The 20,001-nt window shown below is 50.8% G+C and carries 14 protein-coding genes; 4 read left to right on the top strand and 10 right to left on the bottom strand.

Going from position 1 to position 20,001, the window contains the following annotated elements:
- Positions 1–54 precede the first annotated feature (54 nt).
- The 3 genes from HA050_RS20110 to HA050_RS20100 form a co-directional block, all read right to left on the bottom strand.
- Entirely contained in the window at positions 55–1,065 is a 1,011-nt protein-coding gene (locus HA050_RS20110; RefSeq protein ID WP_166830114.1) for a putative 2-aminoethylphosphonate ABC transporter substrate-binding protein, read from the bottom strand.
- A gap of 183 nt (positions 1,066–1,248) precedes the next feature.
- The gene (locus tag HA050_RS20105; protein ID WP_166830112.1) at positions 1,249–1,989 is read right to left on the bottom strand and encodes a GNAT family N-acetyltransferase; all 741 of its coding nucleotides are present in this window, start codon (positions 1,987–1,989) and stop codon (positions 1,249–1,251) included.
- Between the two features lie 399 nt (positions 1,990–2,388).
- Positions 2,389–2,835 carry a rhodanese-like domain-containing protein gene (locus tag HA050_RS20100; RefSeq protein ID WP_166830111.1) on the bottom strand — a complete coding sequence of 149 codons (447 nt, stop codon included), beginning with the start codon at positions 2,833–2,835 and terminating at the stop codon, positions 2,389–2,391.
- Between the two features lie 76 nt (positions 2,836–2,911).
- Here HA050_RS20100 and pdxR point away from each other — a divergent pair, with 76 nt between their 5' ends.
- Positions 2,912–4,366, top strand: coding sequence for a MocR-like pyridoxine biosynthesis transcription factor PdxR (pdxR, locus tag HA050_RS20095; protein WP_166830109.1), 1,455 nt, complete (start codon positions 2,912–2,914; stop codon positions 4,364–4,366).
- On the opposite strand, the gene HA050_RS20090 is transcribed toward pdxR, so the two are convergent.
- The 7 genes from HA050_RS20090 to HA050_RS20060 all read right to left on the bottom strand — a co-directional run bounded on the left by HA050_RS20090 (position 4,354) and on the right by HA050_RS20060 (position 16,583).
- The gene (locus HA050_RS20090; protein WP_166830107.1) at positions 4,354–6,537 is read right to left on the bottom strand and encodes a putative bifunctional diguanylate cyclase/phosphodiesterase; all 2,184 of its coding nucleotides are present in this window, start codon (positions 6,535–6,537) and stop codon (positions 4,354–4,356) included. The two genes, pdxR and HA050_RS20090, sit on opposite strands and share 13 nt — an antisense overlap.
- 64 nt (positions 6,538–6,601) lie before the next feature.
- Positions 6,602–8,410: a M61 family metallopeptidase gene (locus HA050_RS20085; RefSeq protein WP_166830105.1), complete on the bottom strand. Its 1,809-nt coding sequence runs from the start codon at positions 8,408–8,410 to the stop codon at positions 6,602–6,604.
- A gap of 180 nt (positions 8,411–8,590) precedes the next feature.
- Entirely contained in the window at positions 8,591–9,853 is a 1,263-nt protein-coding gene (locus tag HA050_RS20080) for a diguanylate cyclase (RefSeq protein ID WP_166830103.1), read from the bottom strand.
- Between the two features lie 127 nt (positions 9,854–9,980).
- Positions 9,981–10,388: an RNA-binding S4 domain-containing protein gene (locus HA050_RS20075; RefSeq protein WP_166830101.1), complete on the bottom strand. Its 408-nt coding sequence runs from the start codon at positions 10,386–10,388 to the stop codon at positions 9,981–9,983.
- 70 nt (positions 10,389–10,458) lie between these two features.
- On the bottom strand, positions 10,459–12,279 hold the full coding sequence (typA, locus tag HA050_RS20070) for a translational GTPase TypA (protein WP_166830099.1): 1,821 nt from the start codon (positions 12,277–12,279) through the stop codon (positions 10,459–10,461).
- 160 nt (positions 12,280–12,439) lie between these two features.
- Positions 12,440–13,255: a phytanoyl-CoA dioxygenase family protein gene (locus HA050_RS20065; RefSeq protein ID WP_166830097.1), complete on the bottom strand. Its 816-nt coding sequence runs from the start codon at positions 13,253–13,255 to the stop codon at positions 12,440–12,442.
- 319 nt (positions 13,256–13,574) lie between these two features.
- Positions 13,575–16,583: an autotransporter domain-containing protein gene (locus HA050_RS20060; protein ID WP_166830095.1), complete on the bottom strand. Its 3,009-nt coding sequence runs from the start codon at positions 16,581–16,583 to the stop codon at positions 13,575–13,577.
- Positions 16,584–16,782: 199 nt separating this feature from the next.
- Here HA050_RS20060 and HA050_RS20055 point away from each other — a divergent pair, with 199 nt between their 5' ends.
- From HA050_RS20055 to HA050_RS20045, 3 genes are all read left to right on the top strand, one after another.
- Positions 16,783–17,940, top strand: a complete 1,158-nt coding sequence (locus tag HA050_RS20055; protein ID WP_166830093.1) for a benzoate/H(+) symporter BenE family transporter — start codon at positions 16,783–16,785, stop codon at positions 17,938–17,940.
- A 468-nt stretch (positions 17,941–18,408) separates the two neighbouring features.
- Entirely contained in the window at positions 18,409–19,110 is a 702-nt protein-coding gene (locus HA050_RS20050) for an ABC transporter permease (protein ID WP_166830091.1), read from the top strand.
- A 12-nt stretch (positions 19,111–19,122) separates the two neighbouring features.
- A complete protein-coding gene (locus HA050_RS20045; protein WP_166830089.1) occupies positions 19,123–20,001 on the top strand; it encodes a glycine betaine ABC transporter substrate-binding protein in 879 nt (292 codons plus the stop codon).

Here is a 20,001-nt window from a genome sequence, read left to right as displayed (position 1 = left end):
TGAAACACCAAAAACCGGCCACCTCAGGAGGCGAGCCGGTCTGTTCAGCGTTTTTTATTTCTTTGCTTCAGACTTAGCGTCGTAACGACGTGTCCATTCGGCCAGGATTTTGTCGCGGTTTTGAGCGGACCAGCGCAGGTCTTGCTTGATCAGCAATTGCTCGTAGTTAGCAGGAATATGCGCGTTAGGTTTAGCCACGCCGGGGTAAGCCACCACGGCGAAGTTCTTTTCGTAAAGCTCATTCGCGCTTTTTGATGCAGCCCAATCTGCCAGCTTTTTAGCTGCGTCCAGATTTTTGGTGCCCTTCATAATGGCAGTGGCTTCTACATCCCAGCCCAAGCCTTCCTTAGGAAAGACCAGATCGATCGGCGCGCCGCCTTCTTTTAGCTTGGCGGCACGGTATTCAAATGAAATACCAATTGGAAATTCGCCTGCAGCGGCTTGCTTGCAAGGCTTGGAGCCTGAGTGCGTGTACTGCGCCATGTTTTCGTGCAGCTTGTCCATAAAGGCCCAGCCTTCTTTCTCGCCGCCGAACACTTTCAGCCATGCGGTTACATCAAAATAACCTGTGCCGCTGGATGCCGGATTAGGCATCACAATTTTGCCCTTGTATTCAGGCTTGGTCAGATCGCGCCAGCTTTCTGGTTTTTTCAGACCCAGTTTGGCGGCTTCTGCCGTGTTAAAACAAACCGTCGCACCCCAAACATCCATCCCTGCCCATGCAGGTGGATTGCTGTCGTCAACGTATTGCCTGGAAAGTTTTTCAACGCCCTTGGCCGCGTAAGGCTGCAACATGCCTTCTTTTTCCATTACCAGCAGGCTGGATGCCGCCACACCCAACACCACATCAGCTTGCGGGGCATTTTTTTCTGCCAGCAATTTAGCCGTGATAATGCCGGTTGAATCCCTCACCCATTTCAGCTTGATGCCAGGGTTTTGTTCTTCAAATTGCGTCTGATAAGGCTTGAGCTGATCGGCTTCAAGCGCGGTATATACAGTCAGGGAGGTTTCAGCAAAAGCGTGGCCGGCAAGCAGCGCGGAGAGCAATACAGCAATACGTGTCATTCTTCTATCCTTTCACGTTCGGTAAAGTAGCAAGGGAGCGTGAAGAATTTTAGGAAAACAACATTACACAGGCATGACGTCTAGACGAATCTTATGTGACGATAAGAAAAGGTGATGGCGGGCGGCATAGCAAACACTTAGCAGGAGTGGCTTCAGCCGCGAAACCACACCTGCAAATCTAATTCACAAACGCGGCGGGGCCACATCTTTCATCGCCAGCAAAGGCCTTGTTAAATCAGACAAAGCCAGCCGCTGCCGCCCTGCTCCATCAAAATTATCCGGCGACAACCATTGAATGTACGCCTCTTCAAGCGCTGGCCATTCCTTATCCAGCACAGAAAACCACGCCGTATCGCGATTACGCCCCCTATTTACCGTGGCCTGACGAAACACACCTTCAAAGCTAAAGCCAAAACGCTGCGCCGCCTTGCGTGAAGGCAAGTTCAGCGCATTGCACTTCCATTCATAACGCCGATAACCCAGCTCAAACGCATTTTTCATCATCAGCACCATTGCCGCTGTCGCGAGACGCGTACCTTGCAATGCAGGAGAGAAATGCAGCCAGCCCACTTCAATGGCCGCCGCGGCCGGATCAATCCGCAGATAAGCAGCCAGCCCCAATGCCTTGCCACTGGCCTCATCCACAATAGCGTAAAACTGTGGGTCAACCCCGCTGCTTACCCTGTCCAGCCAGGCATGAAAAGCCTGTACTTCTGCAAAAGGCCCGGAAGTTAAATAAGTCCACATCCGGCCATCATCCGCCGAAAAAGCCTGCCATAAATCATCGCTATGCCGTGCCAAAGACAAAGGCTCCACCTTACAGCCCCAGCCATTAAGTACCTTAGCAGGAGGAAAAACAGGGGCAACCCAGTTTTGCAGCGGCAGGCCAACCGGCTGGCCGAATTGGTTTAGTTCGTAGTCCATATAAGCTCCTTAAATTAAAAACAGATACTTCGAAACGAAAACCCAAATCATGAAACACTTCGGCCCCAGAGAACACGGCGCATCACGGAGAAAAACAAGGCTTGAGTTAAGTTGTTTTGTAAGTTTTAAGTATTTAAAAACCTTTGAAATCTGGATTCGTGTCGCTGCTAATAGCACGGGGCTTAAATTTCCCCTTGAAACACGCCAGAGCGGGAAAAAAGCCCATCCCGCCCGCCGCCGCTGTCCACAGCGCAGGGGCTTTCGTGTTTCGTGGTGTCTTTCGCGTCCTGTCCTGGCGAAGCAAGAAAGACCCTGCGGTGACTACCGCACTTAACTCACCTGGCCGAAAGCACTAAAAAATCTTTCTGGTTAGCCTCTGCACACATTAAGCCCCCGCCCTCAACAATCACACTCAATCTTCCCGCCCGCCAGCCCGCCCGCCTCTGCTCCAACGGCAACCGGCAAGCCATCCCGCTGCCAAAAATCCAGACCACCAATCAGCTCTTTCACCGTAAAACCAAGCTTTGCAAGCTTATAGCTACCCCATGTCGAACCATTGCAGCCTATGCCATCGCAATAACACACATACACTTTGTTGCGATCCAGCCATGCCGTGCTTGCCTCGTCCATTAAGCGATGCGGAAACGAGATGGCACCGGGGATATGGCCGCGCTCATAAGCCTCACTGCTGCGGGTATCCAGCGCAATAACTTCCGGGTGCTTTGCATACAAATCGCTGGCTAAATCGGCTGCATCGGTATGAAAACGCAGTTTTTCTGCCAAATATGCTGCCGAGTCGGCTGGGCTGGCCAGACCACTGTTTTTTACTGCGGATTGATCGCTCATTCTCATCTCCAACAAGGTGTTCACAACGCTAATTTAAAGGTAAATTGGCCTGCTGCTACCTGCCAATTCTACAAAAATGAGCAAACCACTTTCTGCACCTGTATGGCCTACTCTATTTGCTGCAAGCGCCAGTATTGGTATGGGAATTCAGGCCCAGCTGATCCACACCCTGCGTAAAGCCTTGCTTGCGGGGCGATTACCCCATGGCAGCCGCTTGCCTGCCAGCCGGATGCTCGCCAAAGATTTAGCCATTTCACGCAGCAGCGTAGAGGCCGCTTATGCACAGCTGGAGGCCGAAGGTTATCTCCACCGGCGGACAGGAGCAGGAAGTTTTGTGGCTTTTACACCGCAGCTACGCCCGTCAAAAAAAGCGGCCAGCGCGTCGGCGCAGCTCTCTCAGAGGGGGCAAGGAATTGTGAATGCGGGCGGCTGCCGGGACAGCGCGCTGCCCAGCATGGCATTTAATGCAGGGCAGCCCGATACCCGCGCGTTTCCGCATGCCTTGTGGCAAAAGCTGATGCAGCAGCGCTGGGGCAAAAGTGGCGCGGCACTCGCCAGCTATGGCCCGGCACAAGGCTTGCCGGAGTTGCAATCGGCTATTGCAGGCTATCTTGCGCAAGCCCGTGGCGTAGATTGCCAGCCAGAGCAGATTCTTATTTTGAATAGCTCTCAGCAGGCGTTACAGATGATTGCCCAGTTGCTGATTGATCCGGCCGACACCGTCTGGCTGGAAGACCCGGGATATTTGGGGGCCAGAAATGCCATGCTGGCGGCGGGCGCGCAAATTGTGCCGGTGCCGGTTGATGAGGAAGGCTTTAACACCGGCATCAGCCAGACACTGGCTGCGCCCCGGCTGATTTACACCACGCCATCGCATCAATATCCGCTCGGGATTGCCATGAGTTTGCCCCGGCGAATGGCGCTGATTGCGCAAGCCGCGGCTCATCAGGCGTGGATTATCGAGGATGATTACGATAGCGAATTTTATTACGACCAGCGCCCGCTGCCTGCGCTGCAGGGGCTGGATCAGCAAGGGAGAGTGATTTATGTGGGCACCTTCAGCAAGGTCTTGTTTCCCTCCCTGCGTCTCGCCTATGTCGTCTTGCCGCCAGCCTTAGTCCCTGCGTTTACTACCGCAAGAATTGCATTTGACGGGCATAGCGCGCAGTTTTTGCAGGCCGTTACGGCGGACTTTATATCGCAGGGCCACTTTGCCGCGCATTTACGCCATATGCGCCTGCTTTACCGCAGCCGCCGGGATTTGCTGCTGGAAAAACTGCAGCCCATATCAGATATCACCCACCCCATCAACACGGCAGCAGGCTTGCAATTTGCATTGCAACTTCCCAAGGGCTTAGAAAAACCATGGACAGCAAGCGGAACAACAGCGGGTTTAGCACTCAGGCCTTTATCGGCCTTTTATCAGGAAGAAGCAAAAACTGAAGGCTGGCTGATGGGCTACGCCTCATTGAGTAACGGGCAAATCATCAGGGCCTGTGAGGCCTTGATCAAAAGCTATCAGGAAAAATGACGGACCGTATAATTACCCTCAGCCATATTGGGTAATGGAATCGGCAAATGCAGCCTTGAATCAGACCGGCACCAGAGCGAAAACGCTTTGGCAGGCATAGGGGCTGCAATCAGATAGCCCTGAGCCTCATCGCAGCCCATAACCGCCAGCGCCTGCCAGACTGCTTCAGTTTCCACCCCTTCAGCAATCACAGACAAACCCAGAATATGCCCAAGCTCAATAATCGAACGCACTATAGACACATTTTCGAAGCGCTCATTCATCGACATGACAAAACTCTGATCAATTTTTAATTCATGAACCGGCATTTTGGCTAAGTAGGCAAAAGAGGAATAACCCGTACCAAAGTCATCAATCGATAATTTAACGCCCATGGCCCGCAGGTATTCTAAATTACGCATTAACTCCTTGGGGTTGCGCATCACCCCCGTTTCGGTAATTTCCAGGCATAAATTTTGTGGCGGCACCTGGCACCCGGCCAGCTGCATTTCCAAAAAAGACACAAAACTAGCGTCTTCCACATCACTGACACCCACATTAACCGATATACAAAGCTCTAGGCCTTCATTCAGCCACACCGCGGCCTGGGTAAGCACATCATGAACAACCCATTCTGTAATCGCCCGCAATTTGCCCGTTTGCTCTGCAAAAGGAATAAATACGCCGGGCGATATAAACCCGCGCTCCGGATGCTGCCATCTCACAAGCGCCTCAGCCTCATGGACTACGCCATCAACCATTTTTACTTTAGGCTGGTAATAAACCAGTAAATGCCCCTCTGCCAGAGCCTCGCGCAAATCCCCCATTAAGGTAAGCTGATTACGTGAATAGGCCTCTTGCTCGGGATCATAAAACGCAAAGCTGCGCCTGGCTCTTTTGGCATCGCACAGCGCCACTTCTGCATTGCGTAACAGGCTGTCGGCGCTGAATCCATGCTCGGGAAACAAAGCCACCCCGGAGGTTGCGCTGATATCTAGGCGCTCTTTGCCGATCAGCAGCGGCTCCGCCATACAGATATCAACCCGCTCCAGTACTTTGAGCACATCGTCGTGCAAAACCCGTTCCAGCAGCAAAGCAAAGGTATTTCCTCCCAGGCGGGCCACCTTTGTGACGGGACGCTGAAAAAGATTCAGACGCCCTGCAACAAAGCGCAGCGCCGTATCCCCATCCTGATATCCAAGATATTCATTAATAAAGTGAAAATCATTTACATTCAGAACAACTAAGGCATAAGCACCACACCCGGGGCGCAAATGCTCCTCCACATACAATAAAAACCCTGCCCGATTGGCAAGGCCAGACAATGAATCCACAAAAGCCAGCTCACGCAAAGACTTATCTCTGGCTAAAATCAGCTCACCCAAAGCATTAAATGCCCGCGCAAGGCTGCCCAGCTCATCCTGCCGGCCCGCATGAATACGCACGCCAAAATCCCCGGAGGCCATTCTGCGCACAGCCCTTGATAAAGTCGCAAGAGGCGCAGAAAAATGATGTGCAACCACAAAACATACGGCACACGCCACAGCAAACAAAACAAGCCCCATCCAGACCGCCTGCCAGCGGGCTTGGGCAAGTGCTTCATTAAAGAGCTGATTATCAATATCTGCGGCCAGTAAATAATAAGAGCCATCGGTAAACTGCACCGGCAGTAAAAAGGTGCGAAATTCACCCCATGCATCGTGCAAAGTAACCGTGCGTGGCAAACCATCTTTTAAAGCGGCTAAGGCATTGCCGCCAGGATCAGCGTAGAAAGTCTGATAAGGCCCGTAACTGCCCTTTACAAGCTCGGCAGGCGAAGCGCTATCCACCAAATACGAGACTTTGTCACCCTCACGCTTGAATGCGTAAAGATAGCGCAAGCCCGCAACCTGACAATAGCGATTCAGGCTGGCCACATGGCGCAGATATTCATCCTGAGTGATTGCGGCGCCCGAAAGGGCACGGGGAAGATAATCTGCAGGCAAAAGCATAGGGAGGGTACGCACCGCAGCAGACAAGCGTGTATCTGCATCGCGGCGCACCCCATTACACATCACCCATTGCATGAGTAATGTAAAGACCACCATAAGCAGCAGGTTGAGTACCAGCAGCACCAGTAAAATTTTAATTCGGGCACTGCTTAGCTGACGAAACCAACGCTGAATCGATTGAGCCATCATATGAAACGACATATTTTATAATCCTTGTCATTCCAATGTGATAGCAGTCAGATCTTAGCAAGGCAACATCAGAATATTACCCTTTCAGCCATGCGTTTCGTGTAATACTGAAGTTATCCTCAAGGGGGTTAAGTCTCAGACCGCAAGTATTTGCTTCAGCATGCTGCAAATGCACATCAAACTGCATCAATTCATCGCGACGAAAGGCTAAAACTTCTACTTTGCCATTAGTCGGCTGGCTGGCCAGCAAGCCATCCAAATTACCGCTGGTCACACGTAAGTGATTCATTGCAATCAATAAATCACCGGCGGACAAGCCCGACTGTTGCGCCGCACCACCATCCAGCACATGGCTTAACTTTACAAAACTCCCTTCAATACTGGTACGTACGCCAAGGCTGTTCACCGCTTGCAATTCTTTATCCAGCCAGCCGCCTTTATCCGCTGCACCCACGGCAGCACGCAATTGCCAGTCAACACCAAAATCGGCCAGTAATGCCTGCAGAGGCAGCTCGGCTGTTGAGCGTATCGCCAGATCAAAGAAGGGCTTCAAATCCAGGCCGCTCACTTCACTGGCCAGCGCTTCCCATGCTTCCTCGGCCACGCCTTCGCCATGAGTGGCAAAATCTTTGCCATAACGCTGCCAGAGCGCCCGCATCACATCATCAAGCGATTTCTGCCCAGATGTTTGCTGACGAATCAGTAAATCAAGGCAGAGTGCAGTTAATGCGCCTTTGGCATAATAGCTGACCAGACTATTGGGGCTGTTTTCATCCTGGCGATAAAATTTCACCCACGTATCAAAGCTGGATTCGGCTAAAGTTTGTTTGGTCCGACCGTGACCTCTTTGCACGCCTGTCACGGTTTGTGCCAATAAATCCAAATACTCCTGCGGGCTGATTAAACCAGTGCGCACCAGTGTTAAATCATCGTAATAAGAAGTCACCCCTTCAAAAGCCCACAATAAACGTGTGTAGTTTTCCTGGCTTAAGTCATAGGGCGCATAGGCTGCCGGTTTGATTCTTTTGACATTCCAGCTGTGAAAATACTCATGACTGCACAGACCCAGAAACTGGCGATAGCCCGTTTTAATTTGTGTTTCATGCGCAAATGGCAAATCATCGCGATTGCACATCAGCGCAGTGGATGAGCGATGCTCTAATCCACCATAGCCATCACCCAGTGCCATAGTCATAAACAGATAGCGATCAAAAGGCGCAGGCTCGCCAAATAAACGAATCTGGTATTCGCAAATTTGTTTTAAATCTTTTTTCAAACGCTTTAAATCAGCATTATGCCGCCCGGCAATCACAATATCGTGGGGAATACCGCAGGCTTTAAAGCTGATTTGGCTGAATTCACCCATTTCAACCGGATGATCAATCAGCTCATCGTAATCTGCCGCCTGATAGCGGCCAAACTGACCCTGTTTAGCGCCATGCGCGGGCAGCGTCGTGGCTATTTTCCAGTTTTTATATTCTTTTCCTTCCGGAGCAATGATTTCTACATTGCAGCTGTTTTTTTCCTGCCCCTTCACTGCCAGAAAAACGCTGGTGCCATTAAAAAAGCCTCGTGTCTGATCTAAATACGCCCCCCTGACCGATAAATCCCATGCATATACGCTGTAGTGAATTTCTAATGGGCCAATCACGGGCTCCGCCTGCCAGGTATGCTTATCGCTTTTAGTCAGCGCCAGCGCATTACCTGCTGATTCGGCTCTGATTTCAACAATATTTCTGGCAAATTCCCGAATTAAATAACTGCCAGGAATCCAGGCAGGCAAACAGACACACTGCCCTGCCGGATCTGGATTTTTAATAGAAATAGAAACATGAAAAAGATGTGCGTGCAAAGACGCAGGTGAAATTTTATAGGATATTGTCATGGATTATCTTTGAGCAAAAGTCGATAAAAACAGCAATTACACGTGCAATTTACGCCTATAAACAAACCTGGCGATACAGCACCCCGGCATAAACGCACCCATAAACCTTTGCCGAAAGATGACCAGGATAAAACAAAGGCAATGGGTACATTATTTTAAGCACTGATGATAGATAGAAAATCAACCCTGATATAAACCAACCTGATTACGTCCTGCATGCTTGGCCTGATAAAGAGCCTTATCAGCGGCATCAATTAATTGCTGCGCATCCATGCCGTGTTTTAAAAGGGCAACGCCCGCGCTGAATGTGACCGGAAATTGAATATCGCCTGATAATTGAATCAGCTCAGTAAAACGAAGCCGCCAATTATCAATTTTTTGCGCGGCACGAATCATACTGGTTTCTGAAAAAACCACCGCAAATTCTTCGCCGCCATATCGCCCGACAGCCCCTTCACCATTAATGGACTGACGTAATAAACGCGCCAGAATTTTAATCACTTTATCGCCGACAGCATGGCCGTAACTATCATTAATTCTTTTAAAATGATCAATATCAACCATGGCAAAAGACAAAGAAAGCGCTTCTTTTTGTGAGCGTTTTACTTCCCGCTCCAGCCACTCAATAATATGCGTATGGTTTAATAATGCCGTAAGACTATCACAGCTCATCCAGCGCCGTAATGAGCGATAGCGTGCACAGGTCATTGCTACTGACGCCACCAGCTCTTCAGCCGGCATATTTTTCACCCAGAAATCATCGCCGCCCATACTGCGCGCCATTAATTGCTTATTTCTATTTGTTTCTGTAGACAAAAAGACAATGGGAACGCTGTCAAACTGTGTTTGCTGGCGGATGACTTTTGCCATTTCATCGCCAGAGCACTGAGGCATATATACATCCATCAGCACAATGTCGGGCATAAACCGCTCAAGCGAGACAAATACATCCAATGGATTTTTAATCTGCTGAACCTGCATATCGGCCTGCTGCAGAATATTGCCACTTGCCTTACCCATTGCTTCAGAATCATCGACTATCAGCACTCGGTAAGGAGTGTTTTGTGTTTTTTCCAGCAAAACATCAAGACGGTCAATAAGCTTTTGAATATCAAGCGGAATATAAACAAAATCAGTAACGCCCAATTTCACATAATGAATTTGCTCTACGACGGTGAGCTCAGAAGTCAGAAATAAAACCGGCCCGCGGGACAGCTTCTGCAGGCGGGGCAATATTTGCTCTGCAGAGCCATCTTCCAGCCCTTCCTCTCCAAGCAATACTGCAAATGGCGGCTCTGTATGCATGGCCGCCAGCAAGGCACTCTGCTTCGTATAAGAGCGGCATTCAAAACCAAAGAAAGACAGCTGTTTTGCTAATTCGGCACTGCCCTGAATTTGCTGTGCAGATAAATACACAATTGGTTTTTTTTGATCCGAATTCATATCGACAGCCTGGTGTTTATTAAAATCAGTCCTCTGCAAATATAAGCACAAAAACAGCTTTTCGCGTGCTTTTAGCTGCAGCGGGGCAAAAACATAACCTTTAGAGTATCAGCCTTCAGACTGTTTATCAGAGCGCCCTGTCACCCATACTATTTTTTTGTTCAAACTGATGCAGTTGCCGCCGCCATTTTTTACTTGGGCGCCCTTCCCCCGCCGGATGTTCAAACCTTGGAGCAAGCTGACGGGCCTCTTTATCCCGTTCACGCTTCAGCATACTTTCTGCGTTTTCCTGATAAAGCATACGTGCCGCCGGGGCGGGGCCGCGCTGCTCAGAGAGTGCAAGCACAGCGATTTCATACTCGCCCTGCTCCGTACGCACTCGCAAAGTATCGCCTGCTTTAAGCAATCGGGCAGGCTTAACTCTTTGTTGATTTAAATGCACATGCCCAGCATCAATCGCTGCACTGGCGAGAGAGCGTGTCTTAAAAAAACGGGCAGCCCATAACCATTTATCAATACGAACACCGCTATCCATTTGATGCTCCTGAAACAAAAACACCCCGCATCAGCGGGGTGTTGTGTATCCCGAAAACCGGAATAAAAGCTTAGTGTGTTTTAGCTTTAAAGTGACGACGACGTTCTGTTTCGTTTAAGTAACGCTTACGAATACGGATGCTTGTTGGTGTGATTTCTACCAATTCATCATCATCAATAAACTCAACAGCCGATTCCAGCGTCATTTTGATCGCTGTAGTCAAACGAACCGCTTCATCAGTACCGGAAGCGCGAACGTTAGTCAGTTGCTTACCCTTAACCGGGTTAACTACCAGATCGTTATCACGTGTGTGAATACCGATTACCATGCCTTCGTACAATTTGTCACCAGGGGCTACAAACATACGACCACGGTCTTCCAGCTTCCACAATGCGTAGGCAACAGCTTCACCATTTTCTTGTGAAACCAATACGCCGTTATGACGGCCTGGCATGTCGGCTTTAGCCGGTGCGTAGTCATCAAACACGTGGCCAATCAAGCCAGTACCACGAGTCATGGTCATGAAATCGCCCTGGAAGCCAATCAGGCCACGCGCTGGAATATGGTATTCCAGACGGGTACGGCCATTACCATCGGATTCCATATTGGTCAGCTCGCCACGGCGGCGACCAATTTCTTCCATTACCGCACCTTGGTGTTCATCTTCAAGGTCGATAGACAGATTTTCGTAAGGCTCGCATTTAACGCCATCGATGTCTTTGTAAACAACACGTGGTTTAGCCACGGCCATTTCAAAACCTTCACGACGCATGTTTTCCAGCAGAATAGTCAGGTGCAATTCACCACGGCCTGAAACACGGAAGATATCAGCGTCTTCGGTTTCTTCAACTTTCAGAGCAACGTTAGTCAGCAGCTCTTTGGTCAGGCGGTCACGAATCTGACGGCTGGTCACAAACTTACCTTCAGTACCGGCTAATGGTGAAGTGTTCACCATAAAGTCCATAGTCAGTGTTGGCTCATCAATTGTCAGCATAGGCATGCCAACTGGCTGCTCTTTATCACAGATGGTTACACCAATACCGATCTCATCCAGACCAGAAATAATAATGATGTCGCCAGCCTGTGCTTCTTCAACAGCTACACGCTCCAGCCCCTGGAAGCCCAGAACCTGATTGATACGGCCCTGACCCACTTGATTTTCGTGGTTCATTACCACAACAGCCTGACCTGGCTTGATACGACCATTCAATACACGGCCAATCCCAAGACGACCGGTGTAGGTGGAGTAATCCAGCGCAGAAATTTGCAATTGCAATGGCGCTTCAGGATCACCAGCAGGAGCGTGCACATGGCTCAGTACGGTATCAAACAGCGCACGCATATTATCGGTCTCGGTTTCGAGTTCGAGCTTAGCGTAGCCATTCAGTGCAGAAGCGTAGATAACCGGGAAATCAAGTTGTTCATCAGTTGCGCCAAGTTTATCGAACAAATCGAAAGTCTGGTCTACAACCCAATCCGGACGTGCGCCAGGACGGTCAACTTTATTAATAACAACAATAGGCTTCAAACCAAGTGCCAAAGCTTTTTTGGTTACAAAGCGAGTTTGTGGCATCGGGCCATCAACAGCATCAACGAGCAGCAATACGCCATCAACCATACCCAGAACACGTTCCACTTCACCACCGAAATCGGCGTGACCTGGAGTGTCAACCACATTGATATGGTAGCCTTCGTATTCAAGGGCGGTGTTTTTAGCCAGAATCGTGATACCGCGCTCTTTTTCGATATCATTACTGTCCATCACGCGCTCAGCAACTTGCTGGTTGTCGCGGAAGGTGCCGGATTGGCGGAGGAGTTTGTCAACGAGGGTAGTCTTACCGTGGTCAACGTGGGCAATAATTGCAATATTACGAATGGCGCGGGTTGTCATTGTCTGGGCTGCAGATTTTAAAAAAGTGCGCGATTGTACCACGCGAAGTGGATTTCGCGACTAAGTTCCGATACTTTAGGAAATAATTCATATAAATCAGGCGATTACTGGTCTGAAATATTTCCACACCACGCATTTTCTGCAGAAAAACCACCCTTGCTTACAGATTTACGCCCTCCGGCTGCTGCTCTGCCACATCAAAAGCAAGCCCTGGCAGACTGGCAGAGCGCGAACCTTCCTGAGGCAAATTGTTGCTGGCGTGATAGCTGTACACCAAAGAATATTTAGTCAGAGCCGTACGATTCCTGCTGGCAGCATGAAAAGTGCGCGCGTCAAATAACACAACATCGCCTGCTTCAAGCTCAGGGAACACAGCAAGATCCACCCAAGGCGCGGCTTCTGGATGATCAGCCATTAAGAATTCACGCTCGTCATAAGCATCTTCAGGAAAATCGACCCGATGCGATCCGGCAATAAAGCCCAAACCTCCGTTTTCAGTGGTTTCTTTACCCAAAGACAACCATGCAGAAACTAATTCCGGCCGGTCAAAACGCCAGTAGCGCACATCGCGGTGCCAGCGTGTGTCGCTGCTAAAGCTGGGCTGCTTACTCATTAAACTATTGTGATGCGCCTGAGTGAGGGTGATGTGCGGTGTATCCAGCAAAGCACTTATCAGCGAAAGCAGCTGAGCATCCCCTGCCCACTCTGCAAACACAGGGCCCCGCCCTGCCATATTTCTTAAGCGCCTTATTGTGCCGCCACCCTCAACCCCGGTTGATTCAGGCGCACCTGGGTAGCCCAGCTCGGCCTCCAGCTCAAACGGAGGCAGGCGCTGCTCTACTGCGGCCATGGCCACTGTGCGAATTTTATTCACACGCGCGCCGGAGACAAAGCCACGCAACAACACCACACCATCTGTTTTAAAGCGTTTACGCAACCGGACCAAATCAACAGGCAGACAAAATTCAGCAAGCAAGGCCGTGACTCCGGCAAATAAAGTTAAATTGTAACAGTCCTCATTTAGCTGCGTCCCGCGCAGCCACAGGGTTTCATACCCTGGAAATCCCTAACAACTCTGCAGATATTGATTCAGATCAGCTTTCTTAATGGCATAAATAGCTACTTACACCAACATACTTGCAATTTAATTAATTAAAAATAAAGCCCTTCATAAAGCAGGCACAGCAATCAGGAAACGCTGGAGTTCAGCCGCGTTTGGTCAATCCAAACACCAAGGGGCCGGATTAATTGCCTGTGCAATCAGTCCGGCCCCTCAGTATGCCTCTGACAGGCAGCTAAAACCTGAATACTGCATCAAGGCTTAGTGTTTGCTCATCTCCCTGCTGGCGGTTCAGCAAACGGCCATAAGAAAAATTTAAATCCATATTTTTTGTGAGCACAAAACGGTTTCCAAGCTCAATCAGACCCTGATGCTGGCTGGCTGAGCCCAGTGAGGCGGCATAGCGCTGGCCGGCCAGGCCTAAATCGCCATAACGGATCCCAGCCTCATCCGCCGCTTCAAAACGGCGCTGATATTCAAGCTTAAAACGCGGCAGCAGCTTAGCTGTGCCCCACTGAAAACGCCGCTCGCCCTGTACGCCTGCTTTAGCGGTAAACATGCGGATGGTTTGCGCATCAAAACTTAAACCCTGGCGGCCCGCAGCGGACTCGTTATATGCGGCCAATTTAGACGACATCAGCTCCAGCCGGCCATAAGGCGAGATCATCAGCGCCTCATCCCGATATTCATAGCCCGCCGAAAGCGAGCCAAAAGCCTGCTCACCATCACGCTGGCCATTGGCCATACTGCCTGTTGCCGTGATGTAACGATTCAGCTCGAAATCCAGCTGACCATATGCTGCAACGCCATCAATAAATATATTGCTGCCCGGGCGTAAAGAGCCATACACAGCCAATACCCGGCCACGATGCTTGCTCAGGCTGCCCTGACGGCCAGTCTCACTGCGCTCCACATTAAAACCAGCACCCAGCCCCGCGGTTAACTGCTCATTCAGCTGAAAATCTGCCCCCATGCTGATGCTGTCGCTCTGAAAGCGAATATCCGCCTCATTTTGCTGCCCAAACCCCACTGAACCAGCCAGCCAGAATGCAGTTTGCTCGCGGGCAGAAGATTGCTCCGCGCAAGCCTCTTTACCGTCTTCCTGAGCCACGCTTAAAGCGCAGGCATCTGCAGCCGCTTTTAAGTAAGGCGTAACATTCAGCGACTTATGCCTGATGGCCACATCAAACTCATTTCCCGTCTGATTGTGTAAGCGCTCAAGGCGGCGGTTAAAATGACTCAGCTGAGAGCTTGCCATACGGCGAACCGCATCCGCCTGCGCGGCCAGCAAGCCTAATACTTCCTGATCTTTAGCCGGATCAATCCGTGCCGCTACATTCACTGTCAGCTGCCCGGGCGAGGAGCCATAAGCATTGCTCAGCAGATAATCAACTGATAACACACCCGTGAATTGCGCATCAGGTGTAATCAGCAAGCGGGTGCCCTGCACCTCAACACGGCAGTGCGCAGGTACCGACTGTAAAGTCAGTGAAGTAAACGGCCCGCCACTGGCCTCAGCCCCTGCATCCACTAAAACGGGCGTTCCCGAAGTGCTGCTTGCCACAAGGTTTTTTAATACCGGCGGTGGCGGATTCACTTGCAAGGCAACAGACACCACGGTGACGCCGCCTTGGAAATCACTGAGCAAATAAGTAAACTGATCTGCCCCCGCATAAGCGGCATGCGGGGTATACCGAAGGCTTGGAACAATGCCGCCTTCTGCGCTGCCCCCGCTCCTGCTGATCGTTAACACGCCATGCTGTGGCTGGCTCAGCAGCTCAATACTGCGAACCACGCCCACACCACTCACAAGAGCAATGGTGTTCTGGCTGCTATTACTTTGCACCACCGCCTGAACTACTTTGGATACTTCAGGAATCGGCTTAACCGTCAGCAGATAACTCTGCTCGGCGGCAGCACTAACACCCGGCACAGCCGCCTGAGCCGCCGTAATCACAACGGTTCCGGCACGAACAGGGGTGACCTCTCCGCTCACAGGATCAACCATTGCGATATCAGGGCGAGCACTACGGTATGAAATATCAGCGGCAGCGGCCGATGACCTGGCCACATTTTTGAATGTGCCGCCCAGCACCACAGTGGCGGCATCCGGGCTGGCAAAGGTCAGAACCGGGCGCAGCGTCACAGTCAGGGTGTAACTTTGTGCGGTTGCTGCACTCACCCCCGGCACCGCCGCCTGGCTTGCGGTAATCACCACAACGCCCGCAGCCAGCGCATTCACCTCTCCCGTGCTGGCGTTCACTGTTGCAATCTCAGGATTGGCACTCTGATAACTGATCACGCCTTCGCCGTTTGAGGTGGCCCTGTTCAGCAGGGTCTGGCCCTGCACGACTGAGGCCGCGCCCGGTATGGCAAAGGTTAATGTGGCAACAGGCAGGGGAGCAACCGTCAGTACATAAGACTGCATCGCCTGTGCATTGACTCCGGCCACTGCGGCCTGGCTTGCGGTAATGACAGTGTTTCCGGCACGAAGCGCAGTCACGGCACCGCTGCTGGCATCCACTGAGGCAATATCAGTGTTTGCGCTCTGATAAGAAATCATCCCATAGCGGCCGCCGCTTAAGCTGGAAATCGCTGCATTATTAAACAGGCGGCCCGCCAATACGCTTGCCTTATCAGGAACAGCAAAGGTCAGGGCGGGCACCGGCAGCGGCTGAATATCTAATGTATAAGACAGGCTGACGGCCGCATTGACCCCTGCAACAGCCATCTGGCTGGCCGTAATCACCACCAGGCCCTCACGATGCGCGGTCACTTGCCCTGCTGCATCAACCGATGCAAACGCCGGATTGTCACTGCTGTAGATCACAGCGCCATAGCCGCCCCCGCTTAATGAGGGTACAGCGGCGTTATTAAAGCTGTTTCCCACGACCACGCTGACCTTGCCCGAAAGTGCAAAAGTCAGCGAGCCTGTTGGCACTGGCGCTGGAGGCAAAGATAAAATAAGCGTCGATTCTTTCTGAATATTGTAATCAGATAAACTGCGACCCTCTTCCAGCTCCAGACCGGCAAATTTCAAAATTTGCTGATCAGGCGGAATACCCTCTTTATCCTGAATTTTGGCTTTTACATTTTCGATTAAATCACTGGCCTCAACATCAAGCGTGATCAATTTACTTGTCAGCGTCTTTACAAAAATTTGCATGGCCCAAGCTTTCACGGGCAGAAAAAAAAGAGCAAAGCACAGCAAGGCGGCAGAGAATTGCCGTAATGGGGAAGTCATAAAATACTCATTAATTGTGATGATTTTCCGCTACCCAAATCGAGCGGAGCCGCATATTAGCTAACTATCATATGCGAGGTGCAATTTTTTCAAATTTCAGTCTAAAAATTGCAACACCAGCACTTACCACCCATATTTTCTGGTCAAACACTCCGCCCGGCGGCATGATCCATGCTCTCCCTCTTGCTGAGTGAAAGCCATGCAAAAAACCTCCAGCTCCCTGCCGCTTTTAACCGCCGGTTTTGTCACGGTTTTAGTGGGCTTTACCAGCTCAGCTGCGATTGTTTTTCAGGCCGCCACGGCTGCAGGCGCAACGCCAGGACAGCTGGCCTCCTGGATGTGGGCACTTGGGATGGGCATGGGGATCAGCTGTATTGGTTTATCGCTACGTTATAAAAACCCAATCGTTACCGCATGGTCCACGCCGGGAGCCGCGTTGCTGGCGGGCAGTTTGCAGGGTATTCCCATGGGGGAAGCGATTGCGGCATTTATGTTTTGTGCCGCGCTGATTACCCTGAGCGGCATCACAGGCTGGTTTGAACGCATCATGGGGCGAATTCCGCTGCCCATTGCTGCCGCCATGCTGGCAGGAGTTTTAGCGCGTTTTGGTATCAACATCTTCACCGAAATGCAAAGCCAGTTCGCCCTTGTCTTTGCCATGTTCATTGCTTATTTAATCTGCAAAAGGCTTTGGCCACGTTACGCCATCATGCTGGTGTTGCTGCTGGGCATTGCAATTGCTGCGGGGCAGGACTTATTACATATAAAACAAGTAGAGATCGCCTTTGCCAGGCCAGAGTTCATGATGCCGGTTTTCAACTGGCAAACCATGCTCAGCATTGGCGTGCCCTTGTTTGTAGTGACGATGGCCTCCCAAAATATGCCGGGAGTCGCGGTGATTCGGGCCAATGGCTACAACACGCCGATTTCACCTTTAATCAGCTGGACGGGCATCACCACTTTAATCCTTGCGCCCTTTGGCTGCTTCTCGCTCAACTTAGCCGCCATCACCGCAGCCATTTGTATGGGCAAAGAGGCACATGAAGACCCCGCTCAGCGCTATAAAGCCAGTATTGCTGCCGGCGGGTTTTATTTATTACTGGGAGTTTTTGGCGCAACGATTGGGGCACTCTTTACCGCCTTTCCTAAAGCCTTGGTTTTGGCCATTGCCGGCCTCGCCCTGCTGGGCACGATCGCCAATGGGCTGAGCGCGGCGATGAGTGATGAGCAAATTCGCGAGCCTGCTTTAGTCACCTTTTTAGTCACACTCTCAGGTATTTCACTCTTAGGAATAGGCGCGGCATTCTGGGGTTTAGCTGCAGGCACAATTGCTTTATTAATCATGAAAAAACACTGATAAAACAATAAACTGCAAAAACATATACCCCGCTTGCTTTATGCTGTGCAAATGGACGCAGCATGACAAAAAAGGCCATCACATTGCACTGAAAACAAGCGTCACAATTAATTACAATGCCTTACATTTACATTGCAATATCACTTAGCATCATGATAAAAACTCCCCTCTTCTATTAAAAATCACCCTTAGAAAGCGGTGATCAAGGCCTAAAAACCTCTCTTTATTGCACTGCCGATACTGTGGCGCTAATCCCTTAGTATTTTTCGAAACAAGCTGCGAAACATCATCGCGGCTTCAGCCAGTGCACTCACTTTGCGATTTTTCAAAATCGCCGGGATGTTGTGTGTTTCTGCATAGCGCAAAACATGCTTCAAACATCCCTAAGCAAGGCAACCCTCAACATTTAAGTTGTCACTCTCATCATTGCGAGCGGATTTTTACGCTCTATAAGAAAGGAGTCAGCACATGTCTGTGCACTTTAAACACGGCCTGTTTATTGCCTTTTTGGCAGCGATCTTCGCTCTGATTCAGTCGCAACCTATGTGGCTAAAAACCTGCCAAAGCGATCTTATCTACCTTGGCCAGCAGCATCTTCGCCTTGCTGGCTATTCGATGTTCTTAGCCCTGATTGTTGGCCTGCCTGCGGGCATTTTGCTCAGCCGGAGCAGGGCCAGACGCTTCGCCGGGCCCATATTGCAGATTTTTAATATTGCTAACACCCTGCCCCCGCTCGCCGTACTGGCTCTGGCCATGGTATTGGTCGGAATTGGCGACAAGCCTGCCATTATTGCTCTGTTTTTAGCCTCGCTTCTCCCTATCGTCCGCAACACTTACACCGGTCTTTGCGGTGTATCGCCCGCCCTGCTTGAAGCCGCCAAAGACCTTGGCATGACGCCCAAACAAAGCCTTTGGTATGTGGAGCTGCCCAATGCTGCTCCCGTTATTCTGGCGGGTGTCCGTCTGGCCCTGGTGATCAATGTGGGCACAGTGCCGCTGACCTTCCTGATCGGCGCCAGCAGCTATGGTGAGCTGATTTTCCCCGGCATCTTTTTGAATAATCAAACCCAGCTCTTAGTGGGGGCAGGTGCTACCGCCATTGTGGCGCTGGCACTCGATCAAGCCATTGCCCGTATTGGCCATATTTTTGCCAAACGTGCATCAAACTAAAAGGAGCGAGTCATGCAACGATTTTTACGCTCTGTCAGCCTGATGCTGATCGTCAGTCTGGCCAGCGCAGCGCCCATTCGTCTGGGCAGCAAAGACTTTACCGAGCAACATTTGCTCTCGGCCATGAGCAAGCAATACCTGATCAGTAAAGGCTTTGAAGTCACCACCACCACCGATTTGCCCAGCGTGATCATGCGCAGCGCGCTGATCAATAAACAGCTGGATCTGGTTTGGGATTACACCGGCACGGCGCTGATCGTTTATCACAAGCTTACCAAAGTAAATCCCGGGCAAAGCTATGCAAAAGTGAAGGAGCTGGATATTCCTAATGGCCTCGTCTGGCTTAAACCCGCCGCCATGAACAATACCTACGCCTTTGCCATGCAGCGCAAACGGGCAGAGGAGCTGGGCATCACCAGCATGAGTGGCATGGCCAAAGAATTTAACCAGCATAAAGATTGGAAACTCGGGCTGGATATCGAGTTTGCAGGCCGCCCTGATGGCTTAGCGCCGATGAAAGAGAAATATCAGCTCACGCTTGATCGCCCGCAAATGAAGCAGATGAATTCAGGCCTGGTTTACAACGCCATTCGTGATGGCTTTGTAGAAGTGGGTCTCGTCTACGCCACAGACGGCCGGGTAAAAGGCTTTGATTTAATTATCCTCGAAGACGATCTGCACTTTTTCCCCAGCTACGCAGCAACACCTGTCGCAGAAAAATCCGCACTGGATGCTAACCCCGGCCTTGAAGAAGCCCTCAACACCCTGTCTGCGCTGCTCGACAACGACACAATCTCTGCGCTTAACGCCAAAGTAGATGTTGATCACCTGCCAGTGGACGAAGTGGCCACTCAGTTTCTGAAAGACAAAGGCTTACTGCAAGGAAAATAA

This window comes from Iodobacter violaceini (assembly GCF_011601265.1).
In the GTDB taxonomy this organism is placed as follows: domain Bacteria; phylum Pseudomonadota; class Gammaproteobacteria; order Burkholderiales; family Chitinibacteraceae; genus Iodobacter; species Iodobacter violaceini.
Note: the sequence above shows the minus strand (reverse complement) of the source record. Positions and strands in the feature narration are given on the sequence as shown.

Excerpts from the sequence above, each read along its gene's own strand:
- HA050_RS20045 (WP_166830089.1), top strand. The coding sequence starts at position 19,123 with ATGCAACGATTTTTACGCTCTGTCAGCCTGATGCTGATCGTCAGTCTG.
- typA (WP_166830099.1), bottom strand. The coding sequence starts at position 12,279 with ATGACAACCCGCGCCATTCGTAATATTGCAATTATTGCCCACGTTGAC.
- HA050_RS20060 (WP_166830095.1), bottom strand. The coding sequence starts at position 16,583 with ATGACTTCCCCATTACGGCAATTCTCTGCCGCCTTGCTGTGCTTTGCT.
- HA050_RS20100 (WP_166830111.1), bottom strand. The coding sequence starts at position 2,835 with ATGAGCGATCAATCCGCAGTAAAAAACAGTGGTCTGGCCAGCCCAGCC.
- HA050_RS20090 (WP_166830107.1), bottom strand. The coding sequence starts at position 6,537 with ATGTCGTTTCATATGATGGCTCAATCGATTCAGCGTTGGTTTCGTCAG.
- HA050_RS20085 (WP_166830105.1), bottom strand. The coding sequence starts at position 8,410 with ATGACAATATCCTATAAAATTTCACCTGCGTCTTTGCACGCACATCTT.
- HA050_RS20105 (WP_166830112.1), bottom strand. The coding sequence starts at position 1,989 with ATGGACTACGAACTAAACCAATTCGGCCAGCCGGTTGGCCTGCCGCTG.
- HA050_RS20075 (WP_166830101.1), bottom strand. The coding sequence starts at position 10,388 with ATGGATAGCGGTGTTCGTATTGATAAATGGTTATGGGCTGCCCGTTTT.
- HA050_RS20055 (WP_166830093.1), top strand. The coding sequence starts at position 16,783 with ATGCAAAAAACCTCCAGCTCCCTGCCGCTTTTAACCGCCGGTTTTGTC.
- HA050_RS20050 (WP_166830091.1), top strand. The coding sequence starts at position 18,409 with ATGTCTGTGCACTTTAAACACGGCCTGTTTATTGCCTTTTTGGCAGCG.
- HA050_RS20080 (WP_166830103.1), bottom strand. The coding sequence starts at position 9,853 with ATGAATTCGGATCAAAAAAAACCAATTGTGTATTTATCTGCACAGCAA.
- HA050_RS20110 (WP_166830114.1), bottom strand. The coding sequence starts at position 1,065 with ATGACACGTATTGCTGTATTGCTCTCCGCGCTGCTTGCCGGCCACGCT.
- pdxR (WP_166830109.1), top strand. The coding sequence starts at position 2,912 with ATGAGCAAACCACTTTCTGCACCTGTATGGCCTACTCTATTTGCTGCA.